Origin of the sequence: Streptomyces sp. WAC05292, assembly GCF_003949955.1 — a bacterium.
In the GTDB taxonomy this organism is placed as follows: Bacteria; Actinomycetota; Actinomycetes; order Streptomycetales; family Streptomycetaceae; genus Streptomyces; species Streptomyces globosus.
Window position 1 is genome coordinate 1 of sequence record NZ_RPSE01000195.1, and the last position, 11,188, is coordinate 11,188.

The following is an 11,188-nucleotide window of genomic DNA, read 5'->3' on the forward strand; positions in this document are numbered from 1 at the left end:
GGGAGGGGAGCGGCGGCCTGGAGGGCGTACGAGCGTGGGCGCTGTCGTCGGCCTCGGACATGCGGGCTCCTCGGGAGGGGGTCAGGTGTCGGATTCTGGACGCCGTACGACGTCCCGCACGCGCAGCACCTCGGTGATGCCGCGCGCGGTGAGGTGGGCGGGGTCCGCGGCGGCCTCGGCGAGGACCGCCGCCGGGCGCACCCCGTCGGCGGCGAGTGCCGCCCAGGCCTCGAAGAACGCCCCGCCCGGCGCGCACGCCGCCCGGCCCGCCGCGGCCGGCCCCCCGCCGCCGTCCAGCACCAGCGCGGTGGACCGCACGGGCGGGCGGTGCGCGCGGCCGCGCCACGCCGCGGCGGCGCGGGCGACCTCCGCCGCGGCCGGCTTGGGGCGCCGGTCGCCGTCCAGCAGCCCGAGCCCGTACTCCGTCTCGGGGAAGTCGGCGAGGTCCCGGGACACGTCGTGCGAGCACCACCAGGTCACGCCCCACAGGTCCGGGCAGTCCGCAGCGGCGGCGAGCGTCGCCGCGGCGAAGGGGGCCGCGTGCTCCGGCGGGATCAGCGGCGCCGGCGCGCCGACCTCCTGGAGCCACACCGGGCGGTGCGGGTCGGCGGCCCACGCCTTGGACAGCTCGACCAGGTACGCGGCGTGCTGCTCGGTGGCTGCGCCGCTGCGGCCGTGCCGCTGCGCGGTCCCGTTGAACACCCAGGAGTGCACGGCGGTGGCCGCGCCGAGGCGGGCCGCCTGGGCCGGGGTGAAGGGGTGGCCGTCCCGGAACCAGGCGGCGTCGTACTCGGCGTGCACGTGGAACCGGCCCGGCGCGCCGCGCTCGCAGGCGGCCAGCATCCGCTCCAGCCAGCGGCCGGCCTCCCCGGGGGAGACCGGGTCGGGGTCGGGGTGCGGGGGGCCGGAGAACTGGTTGATCTCGTTGCCGACCGTCATGCCCAGGAAGTTGGGCCGGTCGGCGAGGGCGGCGGCGAGGGTGCGCAGGTACTCCTCCTGCCCGGCGACCACCTCCGGATCGCGGAAGATGTTCCTGCGATGCCAGGTGGCGGTCCAGGAGGGCAGGAAGTCGAAACTGGACACATGCCCTTGGAGGCCGTCGACGTTGACGTCGAGGCCGCGCTCGCCGGCCGCGTCCACGAGCGCGACGAGCTGCTCCACGGCGCGCGGCCGGATCAGCGTGCGGTTCGGCTGGAACACCGGCCACAGCGGGAACACCCGTACGTGGTCCAGCCCCAGCGCGGCGATCGAGTCGAGGTCGGCCGCGACCTCGTCCGGGTCGAAGTCGAGCCAGTGGTGGAACCAGCCGCGCGACGGCGTGTAGTTGGCGCCGAACCGGAGCGTCCGGGCCGAGGCCGCGGCGGGCGGTTGCGGAGGCGGGGTGGCGGCGGTGCCGTCGCGCATGAGGGGTCCCGAAGGCTCAGGGGGAATTCTCCGGACGCCGACCAACGTGCCGCGCGGCGGAGCGGATGGCAACGACGCGGATTCCGCCACCGGCGCGGCTCGAACCCCGGCAGACCACGGCTCGGGGGCCGGCCGCATACTGGGACCGACCCCGTCCAGGAGCCGCCGTGACCCCTTCCCGCCCCGCCTTCCCCGCGCCCGGCACCGCCGACCCGGGCGACGGCGCCACCGTGGCCATCGACATCGGCGGAACGAAGATCGCCGGCGCGCTGGTCGGACCCGACGGCACGATGGCCGCCGCCACCCGCCGCCCCACGCCGCACGGCGCGGCCGGCGACGGCGACGCGGTGTTCGCGGCCGTCGCCGAGGTCGTCGCCGAGCTGGCCCGCTCCCCGCTGTGGCCGAGCGCCGTGCGCTGCGGCATCGGCAGCGCCGGCCCCGTCGACTCCTCGCGCGGCACGGTCAGCCCGGTCAACATCGGCGCCTGGCGCGACTTCCCCGTCCGCGCCCGGGTCGAGGCCGAACTGGCCCGCCACGGCGCGCCCCTGCCGGCGGTGCTCGTCGGGGACGGCGTCGCGATGACCGCCGCCGAGCACTGGCTGGGCGCCGCGCGCGGGCGGGCCAACGCCCTGTGCATGGTCGTCTCCACCGGTGTCGGAGGCGGCTTGGTCCTCGACAACCGGCTTCACCCCGGCCCCACCGGCAACGCCGGCCACATCGGGCACATCAGCGTCGCCTTCGACGGCGAACGCTGCGCCTGCGGCGGCCGCGGCTGCGTGGAATCCCTCGCCTCCGGCACGGCCATCGCACGGTGGGCCCTCGCCCGGGGCTGGGTGCCCGGCGGCGACGCCACGGCGGCCGGGGTCGCCGCGGCCGCGGCAGCCGGGGACCCCCTGGCCCTCGCCGCCTTCGACCGCGCGGGCCGCGCCCTCGCCGCCGCCATCGCCGCCTGCGCGACCCTCGCCGAGACCGACCTCGCCGTCATCGGCGGCGGCGTCGCGGCCGCGGGCGACGTCCTGTTCGGGCCGGTCCGGGCGCACCTCGCCGACTACGCCGCACTGTCCTTCACCGGCGGCCTGGAAGTCGTCCCGGCCGCCCTCGGCACGGACGCCGGGCTGATCGGCGCGGCCGCGGCCGCGATGATGCTGCCGCCGGCGGCCTGACGCTCCGGCCCGGGGGCACGCCCGGCCGATCGGGGCCGGAGAGGACGCCGCGGACCGCCCGCGATCCGTCGGACAGCCCTACGGCTTCACGGAGCGGTAATACCGCTGCGCGCCCTCGTGCAGGTCCAGCGGGTCGGTGTAGATCGCCGTCCGCAGGTCCACCAGCTGCGCCGCGTGCACCTGGCTCCCGATCCGGTCCCGGCTGTTGATCACGGTGCGGGTGAACTGCTCGGTCAGCTCCGGATCCGCCTCCTCCGTCGTGACCAGCAGGTTCGGCACGGCCAGCGTCGCCACCGCCGAGGTGTTGCGCGCCCGCGCGTACGCGTCCTGCGGCATCACCGCCGAGCGGTAGTAGCGCGCCGGACTCCCGCTGCCCTGGAGGTCCTCCACGAGGTCCCCGAGCTGCACGAGCCGGATGTCGAAGCGCTCCGACAGCTCCTTCACGGCGTTGGTCGGCAGGCCGCCGGACCAGAAGAACGCATCGATGCGCCCTGCCTCCAGCTCCGCCGGCATGGTGTCGATGCCGATCGACACCGCCTTGACGTCGCGCGCCGGGTCCAGCTTGGCCGCCGTCAGCAGCCGCTCCGAGATCAGCCGCACCCCGGATCCCGGCTGCCCGATCGCGACCCGCCTGCCGCGCAGGTCCCGTGCCGACTGCACCGGAGACCCGGCCGGCACCACGAGCTGCACGTAGTCGTCGTAGAGCCGCGCGCACCCGCGCAGCTCGTCCGCGCCGCGCTTGCCGTCCGCCCGGTACTTGGCGACCGCGTCCGCCGTGGCGATGGTGAAGTCCGCCTCCCCCGAGGCCAGCCGCTGGAGGTTCTCCTGCGAGCCCTCGCTGGTCGCCAGCCGGACCTCCACGCCGGGCATGTCCTGCGCCAGCGCCCCGTCGAGCAGCTGCCCGTACCGGTGGTAGACGCCGGTGCGGACGCCCGTGCTCAAGGTCAGGTCGCCCTTCAGCTCCGGCTCGGAGAAGGGCCGCAGCCACCACAGCAGCGTCCCGAGCACGGTGAGCACGGCCACCGCCCCCCACAGGACGGTGCGCCTGCCGAAACGGGGCGGAACGAGAACCATGGCCGCGATCCTGCCACCGACGCGCCGAGCTGTCACGGGCCGCCCGGTCCCGGGGCGGGCGGAGGCCGCCCCGGCACCGCCTACCCTTGTTGCATGACCAGCAGCAGCGACCGGAGCACGGCAGTGGACGTCAAGGGAACATACGAGGTGCGCACCTACGGGTGCCAGATGAACGTGCACGACTCCGAGCGGCTCTCCGGTCTGCTGGAGGAAGCCGGCTACACCCGGGCCCCCGAGGGCTCCGACGGTGACGCCGACGTGGTCGTGTTCAACACCTGCGCCGTCCGCGAGAACGCCGACAACAAGCTGTACGGCAACCTCGGCCGGCTCGCCCCGATGAAGACCAAGCGCCCCGGCATGCAGATCGCCGTCGGCGGATGCCTGGCGCAGAAGGACCGCGACACCATCGTCAGGAAGGCCCCCTGGGTCGACGTGGTCTTCGGCACCCACAACATCGGCAAGCTGCCCGTCCTGCTGGAGCGCGCCCGCGTTCAGGAGGAGGCGCAGATCGAGATCGCCGAGTCCCTGGAGGCCTTTCCCTCCACGCTGCCGACCCGCCGCGAGTCCGCGTACGCCGCCTGGGTCTCCATCTCTGTCGGCTGCAACAACACCTGCACCTTCTGCATCGTCCCGGCGCTGCGCGGCAAGGAGGAGGACCGCCGCCCCGGCGACATCCTCGCCGAGGTCGAGGCGCTCGTCGCCGAGGGCGTCAGCGAGATCACCCTCCTCGGCCAGAACGTCAACGCCTACGGCTCCGACCTCGGGGACCGCGAGGCCTTCAGCAAGCTGCTGCGCGCCTGCGGGCAGATCGAGGGCCTGGAGCGGGTCCGCTTCACCTCGCCGCACCCCCGCGACTTCACCGACGACGTCATCGCCGCGATGGCCGAGACGCCGAACGTGATGCCGCAGCTGCACATGCCGCTCCAGTCCGGCTCGGACCCGATCCTGAAGGCGATGCGCCGCTCGTACCGGCAGGAGCGCTTCCTCGGCATCATCGAGAAGGTCCGCGCGGCCATCCCGCACGCCGCGATCTCCACCGACATCATCGTGGGCTTCCCCGGCGAGACCGAGGAGGACTTCCAGCAGACGATGCACGTCGTGCGCGAGGCCCGCTTCGCGAGCGCCTTCACCTTCCAGTACTCCAAGCGGCCCGGCACCCCGGCGGCCGACATGGACGGCCAGATCCCCAAGGAGGTCGTCCAGGACCGCTACATGCGCCTGGTGGCCCTCCAGGAGGAGATCTCCTGGGAGGAGAACAAGAAGCAGGTCGGCCGCACCCTGGAGGTCATGGTCGCCGAGGGCGAGGGCCGCAAGGACGGCGCCACGCACCGCCTCTCCGGCCGCGCCCCCGACAACCGCCTGGTCCACTTCACCAAGCCGGACGAGGAGGTCCGCCCCGGCGACGTGGTCACCGTCGAGATCACCTACGCCGCCCCGCACCACCTGCTGGCCGAAGGCGCGGCGAAGGCCGTGCGGCGCACCCGCGCCGGCGACGCCTGGGAGAAGCGGAACGCCGCCCCGGCGCAGCCGCAGGGCGTCATGCTCGGCATTCCGACGCTCGGGGTGCCGGCTCCGCTTCCGCAGTCCGCCCCGGGCTGCGGCGTCAGCGGCTGACCGTCCCCGCTGTACCCCCGGGCCGTTCGGCGGCCGCTGCGTCCGCGCGGCGGCGGCCGGGCGGCCCGGGGCCGTTCCGAGACCGCGCCGGGCCGCGCCGAGGACGCGGCCGGGCCGCCGAGGCCGTGCCGGGCCGCCGGGGTTCGGGCCGCGGCCGGGGCCGCGCCCCGCCCGGTGAATCTTTCCCGCCGCGGCACTAGGCTGCGGATCATGCTCGTAGCCGCCGCCGTCTGCCCCGCCCCGCCCCTCCTCGTGCCCGAGGTCGCCGCCGGGGCCGCCGCCGAACTCGGGGCCGCCCGCACCGCCTGCTCCGACGCGCTCGCGGTGCTCGCCGCCTCCCGGCCCGACCTGCTCGTCGTCATCGGCGCCGCCGCCGAGGACGCCGCCGGGGCCTACCCCGAGGGCAGCCCCGGCAGCTTCCGCCCGTTCGGCGTCGCCGCCGACGTGCGCCTCGGATCCGCCGGAGCGCCGGACGCGGCCGCGCCGGAGCGGCCGCTGCCCGCTCCGCTCGCCGTCGGGGCCTGGCTGCTCGCGCGCGCCCGCTGGGGCGCCGCCCCCCTCGAAGGCCTCGCCGTCGCCGAGACGCTGCGGACCGCGGAGTGCCTGGCCGCCGGCCGGGGGCTCGCCGCCCGCGCCGACCGCGTCGCCCTCCTCGTGATGGGCGACGGCAGTGCCTGCCGGACGCTGAAGGCGCCCGGCTACCTCGACGAGCGCGCCGCCGGCTTCGACGCCGCCGCGGCCCGCGCCCTCGCCGACGCCGACCCGGCCGCCCTCGCCGCCCTCGACGCGGGCCTCGCCCGCGAGCTCCTCGCCGCCGGACGCGCCCCCTGGCAGGTCCTGGCGGGCGCCGCCGAGGGCGCCGGCCTGGCCGGGCGGCTGCTGTACGAGGACGCGCCGTACGGGGTCGGCTACTTCGTCGCCGCCTGGTCCTGACCCGCCGGCCCCGCACCCGTAAGCCCCCGGGGACGTACGCCCCGGCGCGCGGACACGGCGAAGGGGCGCGGGCCCGCAACCGGGTCCGCGCCCCTTCCGCGACCGCCTCAGGAGGAGGCGGGCGGCACTGTCGGCCCGCCGCCCGGCTCCTCCCGGTGCGCGATCCTGCCCAGGGCCTCCTTCGCCTTGCCCGCCCCCGACGTGATCCTGTCGCTGTACTTGCCGTGGGTCTTCGCGTCCACCACCCCGGCGACCTTGTCCAGGCCCTCGCCGATCCTGCCCTCGTGCTGCTGCACGAGGCCGCCGGCCCTCTCCTTCGCCGGAGCGAGCCTGGCCTTCAGATTGTCCAGCAGACCCATGGTCACCTTCCTGTCGCCGTGCCTACTTCAGGGCGCCCTCGCCGGCCCCGCTGTCCGCGGCCTCCCGGACCGACTGCTGCTTCGGGATGTCGGCGGCCTCCGCCGCCGGAGGCTCCGCCTGCTCCGCCTCGCCGCCGGAACCGGCGGCCGCAGCGGCCGCCTCGGACTCCGCCGTCACGTCCGCCGTCGCGGCCGGCGCGGCCGCGGCTTCGTCCTTCCGACGGAAAAACCGACTGAAAACGCCCATGTCTACTCCCTAAACGCTACTCGTGCGGGTGAAGTTCCCACCGGCCCCGCCGCGCCTTCGCCCGGCGCGCGCCCGGGGGAACCACGACAGGGCAACGACCCCGTCCGCCCGCCGTCACGTAGCTCGATCGGGTACACGCCGGAGGGTTTGCGAGACTGGGGCAGTGAGTAACGCAGCCCCCGCTCCGCGGGTCATCGCCGTCGTCGGCCCCACCGCGGCCGGAAAGTCCGACCTGGGCGTGGCCCTGGCCCGCCACTTCGACGGCGAGGTCGTCAACGCCGACTCCATGCAGCTGTACCGGGGGATGGACATCGGCACCGCCAAGCTGACGACCGGGGAGCGCGGCGGCGTCCCCCACCACCTCCTCGACATCTGGGACGTCACCGAGACGGCCAGCGTCGCCGAGTACCAGCGCCTGGCCCGCGCCGAGATCGACGCCCTGCTCGCCCGCGGCCGCACGCCCGTCGTCGTCGGCGGATCCGGCCTGTACGTGCGCGGCGCCCTCGACGTCATGGAGTTCCCCGGCACCGACCCGGAGGTGCGCGCCCGGCTGGAGGAGGAGCTGGAGCGCGGCGGCCCGGGCGCCCTGCACGCCCGCCTCGCCGCCGCGGACCCGGAGGCGGCGCGGGCGATCCTGCCCGGCAACGGCCGCCGCATCGTCCGCGCCCTCGAAGTCATCGAGATCACCGGGAAGCCGTTCACCGCGAACCTGCCCGGCCACGAGTCCTTCTACGAGACCGTGCAGATCGGCGTCGACGTGGCCCGGCCGGAGCTCGACGAGCGGATCGCGCGGCGCGTCGACCGCATGTGGGAGGCCGGACTCGTCGACGAGGTCCGCGCGCTGGAGGCCCGCGGCCTGCGCGAGGGCGTCACCGCCTCCCGCGCGCTGGGCTACCAGCAGGTCCTCGCCGCACTCGCCGGCGAGTGCACCGAGGACGAGGCCCGGGCCGAGACCGTCCGCGCGACCAAGCGGTTCGCCCGCCGGCAGGACTCCTGGTTCCGCCGCGATCCGCGGGTCCACTGGCTCAGCGGCGCCGCCGCCGACCGGCGGGAACTCCCCCGACTCGCGCAGTCGTTGGTCGAACGGGCGATTACAGCCTGATCACGTGATGGCATCGGGACGCCCCGCGCGTCCGTTCGGGGCCCCGGGCCGTGCCATCATCAAATTCCGCGGGTGTGGTCACCGGCGGTGAACGGCAGCGTGCGAAGTCCGAGTGGGGAGGGCGCGTGGCAATGGAGGCCGGCCCTCGCGACACCGGGCGCGACGGGACCCGAGACGAAGCGGACCCGACGCTCCTCGGCGAGCCCGCCGACGCCGACGTCCTCGGGCTGCCCGCGGACCCCCAGCGGCTCACCACCGACGGGCCCGACGCCTCCGAGACCGCCGACGGCGAGGACGCCTCGGGGCCCGCGTACGAGGTCGAGCTCCGGCCGCAGCGCAAGCTCCGCATCTGGCAGATCGCCCCGATCGTGGTGCTGGCCGCCGCCGGCTCCCTGATGTTCGCCTTCCCGCTCGCGTTCGAATTCGGGGACGGCGGCGCCGTCGTCGCCATGCTCGGCTTCCTGATCAGCTCCTGCGCCGCCGGCTGGGGCATGACGGCCGCCCGCCGCGTCGGCTACACCTGGCCCGGCCTCCCGCCCCGCGGCAGCGGCCGCCGGCCCGACTGGCGCTTCGCCGCGCTGTACGCGCTCGTCGCGCTGGCCGTCGTCGCCCTCGCCGTCTACCGGGTGGCCCGGCTCAGGTAACCGCACCGGCCCCGCGCGCCCCGCCTGCGACCTGCGCGGAAACCGGATCGGTACCATGGTCCCGTGACGCAGACCAGCCTCTCCTTCCTCAAGGGCCACGGCACCGAGAACGACTTCGTGATCGTCCCGGACCCGGACAACGCGGTCGAGCTGACCCCGGCCGCCGTCGCGAGGCTCTGCGACCGCCGCGCCGGCATCGGCGCGGACGGCGTGCTGCACGTCGTCCGCTCCGCCGCCCACCCCGAGGCCGCGCACATGGCCGGCGAGGCCGAGTGGTTCATGGACTACCGCAACAGCGACGGCTCCGTCGCCGAGATGTGCGGCAACGGCGTCCGCGTCTTCGCCCGCTACCTCGAACACGCCGGCCACGCCGAGCCCGGCGACCTCGCCGTCGCCACCCGCGGCGGCGTCAAGCAGGTCCACCTCGACAAGAGCGGCGGCGTCACCGTCTCCATGGGCCGCGCCGCGCTCCCCGACGAGCAGGTCACCGTGGTCGTCGGCGACCGCGCCTGGCCCGCCCGCAACGTCAACATGGGCAACCCGCACGCCGTCGCGTTCGTCGAGAGCCTCGACCACGCAGGCAGGCTCCTGGAGGCGCCCCGCTGGAGCCCCGCCGAGGTCTACCCGGACGGGGTGAACGTCGAGTTCGTCGTCGACCGCGGCCCCCGCCACGTCGCCATGCGCGTCCACGAGCGCGGATCCGGCGAGACCCGCTCCTGCGGCACCGGCGCCTGCGCCGTCGCCGTGGCCGCCATCCGCCGCGACGGACTCGACCCCGCGGCCACCGGGGCACCCGTCACGTACACGGTCGACCTCCCCGGCGGTACCCTCTACATCACCGAACACCCCGACGGCCGGATCGACATGACCGGACCGGCCGTGATCGTGGCGGCGGGGGAGTTCGACCCCTCCTGGCTCAAGGAAACGGCCTTCGCCTGAAGGTTCCCTCTCATGGGTGATCCGTTTCACGCTCAGCGAGAGGCGGACTGCGCCACGTGGTGGGGTCGGTAGCATCAGACACCGGCCCCGAGGGCTCACCCCATGCCCGCCACAGCCGGTCGAAGCCGCCGGAGGTGCCCATGAGTGCAGAGGCCACGAACCCCGAAGCACGACCCGAAGCGCGCCCCGAACTCCGCAGACGGGGCCGTACCCGCATCGACCTGCGCCGACTCGGGCGCGCCGCCCTCCTCGGGCCCGCCCCCCGGGACCGGCTGCCCGACGCCATCGGCCACGTGGCCGAGGCGCACCGCGCCCACCACCCGGACGCCGACCTCTCCGTCCTGCACCGCGCGTACCTCCTCGCGGAGTCCTCCCACCGCGGCCAGATGCGCAAGAGCGGTGAGCCGTACATCACACACCCGCTCGCCGTCACCCTCATCCTCGCCGAACTCGGCGCCGAGACGACGACGTTGACGGCCTCCCTGCTCCACGACACCGTCGAGGACACCGAGGTGACCCTCGATCAGGTCCGCGCCGAGTTCGGCGAGGAGGTCGGCTTCATCGTTGACGGCGTCACCAAGGTCGAGAAGATCGACTACGGGGCCGCGGCCGAGCCCGAGACCTTCCGCAAGATGCTCGTCGCCACCGGCAACGACGTCCGCGTCATGTCCATCAAACTCGCCGACCGGCTCCACAACATGCGCACCCTCGGCGTGATGCGCCCCGAGAAACAGGCCCGCATCGCCAAGGTCACCCGCGACGTCCTCATCCCGCTCGCCGAACGGCTCGGCGTCCAGGCCCTCAAGACCGAGCTCGAAGACCTCGTCTTCGCGATCCTCCACCCCGAGGAGTACGAGCGCACCCGCGCCCTCATCGCCGCCCAGGCCGGCAGCGACCCGCTGCCAGGCATCGCCGAGTCCGTGCGCTCCGTCCTGCGCGACGCGGGCATCGCCGCCGAAGTACAGGTCAGGCCGCGGCACTTCGTCTCCGTCCACCGCGTCTCCCTCAAACGCGGCGAGCTGCGCGGCTCCGACTTCGGCCGCATCCTCGTCCTCGTCGGCGAGAACGCCGACTGCTACGCCGTGCTGGGCGAACTCCACACCTGCTTCACGCCGGTCGTCTCCGAGTTCAAGGACTTCATCGCCGCCCCCAAGTTCAACCTCTACCAGTCGCTGCACACCGCCGTCGCCACCCCCGACGGGTACGTCGCCGAAGTCATCGTCCGCACCCGCCAGATGCACCGCGTCGCCGAGGCAGGCGTCATCGCGCTGGGCAATCCGTACGCCACCGGCGACCATGCCGACGGCGACGAGGAGCGCGCCGACCCCACCCGGCCCGGCTGGCTCGCCCGCCTCCTCGACTGGCAGCGCTCCGCACCCGACCCGGACACCTTCTGGAGCGGACTGCGCGCCGAACTCGCCCAGGACCGCGAGATCACCGTCTTCCGCCCCGACGGCGGCACGCTCGGCCTCCCCGCCGGCGCCACCTGCATCGACGCCGCCTACGCCCAGCACGGCGAAGCCGCCCACGGCTGTATCGGCGCCCGGGTCAACGGGCGCCTCACCTCCCTGGGGTCGCGGCTCTCCGACGGCGACACCGTCCAGCTGCTGCTCTCCCACGACTCCTCCTCCGGCCCCGGCGCCGACTGGCTCGACCACGCCCGCACCACCGCCGCCCGGATCGCCATCACCGGCTGGCTCCGCCAGCAC

11 protein-coding genes are annotated in these 11,188 nt (G+C 75.1%); 7 read left to right on the plus strand and 4 right to left on the minus strand.

The window, feature by feature from the left end; all coding sequences use genetic code 11:
- Nucleotides 1-81 precede the first annotated feature (81 nt).
- Nucleotides 82-1,404, minus strand: a complete 1,323-nt coding sequence (locus EF903_RS19935; RefSeq protein WP_125545060.1) for a glycosyl hydrolase — start codon at nt 1,402-1,404, stop codon at nt 82-84.
- Between the two features lie 230 nt (nt 1,405-1,634).
- Between EF903_RS19935 and EF903_RS19940 the strand changes: the two genes are divergently transcribed.
- A complete protein-coding gene (locus EF903_RS19940; protein WP_260615643.1) occupies nt 1,635-2,567 on the plus strand; it encodes an ROK family protein in 933 nt (310 codons plus the stop codon).
- Nucleotides 2,568-2,645: 78 nt separating this feature from the next.
- Here the strand turns inward: EF903_RS19940 and EF903_RS19945 are convergent, their stop codons facing one another.
- Nucleotides 2,646-3,641 (minus strand): TAXI family TRAP transporter solute-binding subunit, encoded by a 996-nt coding sequence (locus EF903_RS19945; RefSeq protein WP_125545064.1) that lies wholly within the window; start codon nt 3,639-3,641, stop codon nt 2,646-2,648.
- Nucleotides 3,642-3,734: 93 nt separating this feature from the next.
- Here EF903_RS19945 and miaB point away from each other — a divergent pair, with 93 nt between their 5' ends.
- Both miaB and EF903_RS19955 read left to right on the plus strand, forming a co-directional pair.
- On the plus strand, nt 3,735-5,255 hold the full coding sequence (gene miaB, locus EF903_RS19950; RefSeq protein ID WP_125545066.1) for a tRNA (N6-isopentenyl adenosine(37)-C2)-methylthiotransferase MiaB: 1,521 nt from the start codon (nt 3,735-3,737) through the stop codon (nt 5,253-5,255).
- 210 nt (nt 5,256-5,465) lie between these two features.
- Nucleotides 5,466-6,188, plus strand: coding sequence for a hypothetical protein (locus tag EF903_RS19955; protein WP_125545069.1), 723 nt, complete (start codon nt 5,466-5,468; stop codon nt 6,186-6,188).
- Between the two features lie 107 nt (nt 6,189-6,295).
- On the opposite strand, the gene EF903_RS19960 is transcribed toward EF903_RS19955, so the two are convergent.
- Both EF903_RS19960 and EF903_RS19965 read right to left on the minus strand, forming a co-directional pair.
- Nucleotides 6,296-6,547, minus strand: coding sequence for an antitoxin (locus tag EF903_RS19960; protein WP_125545071.1), 252 nt, complete (start codon nt 6,545-6,547; stop codon nt 6,296-6,298).
- A 22-nt stretch (nt 6,548-6,569) separates the two neighbouring features.
- Nucleotides 6,570-6,794 carry a hypothetical protein gene (locus EF903_RS19965; RefSeq protein WP_125545073.1) on the minus strand — a complete coding sequence of 75 codons (225 nt, stop codon included), beginning with the start codon at nt 6,792-6,794 and terminating at the stop codon, nt 6,570-6,572.
- Nucleotides 6,795-6,957: 163 nt separating this feature from the next.
- Here EF903_RS19965 and miaA point away from each other — a divergent pair, with 163 nt between their 5' ends.
- The 4 genes from miaA to EF903_RS19985 all read left to right on the plus strand — a co-directional run.
- Complete coding sequence (gene miaA, locus EF903_RS19970; protein WP_125545075.1) at nt 6,958-7,896, plus strand: tRNA (adenosine(37)-N6)-dimethylallyltransferase MiaA; 939 nt, start codon at nt 6,958-6,960, stop codon at nt 7,894-7,896.
- Nucleotides 7,897-8,027: 131 nt separating this feature from the next.
- Nucleotides 8,028-8,540 (plus strand): hypothetical protein, encoded by a 513-nt coding sequence (locus tag EF903_RS19975; protein ID WP_125545077.1) that lies wholly within the window; start codon nt 8,028-8,030, stop codon nt 8,538-8,540.
- Between the two features lie 63 nt (nt 8,541-8,603).
- Nucleotides 8,604-9,479, plus strand: a complete 876-nt coding sequence (gene dapF / locus EF903_RS19980) for a diaminopimelate epimerase (RefSeq protein WP_125545079.1) — start codon at nt 8,604-8,606, stop codon at nt 9,477-9,479.
- Between the two features lie 140 nt (nt 9,480-9,619).
- Nucleotides 9,620-11,188, plus strand: a 1,569-nt coding sequence (locus EF903_RS19985) for a bifunctional (p)ppGpp synthetase/guanosine-3',5'-bis(diphosphate) 3'-pyrophosphohydrolase (RefSeq protein WP_148142543.1), incomplete at its 3' end; no start/stop codon positions are given.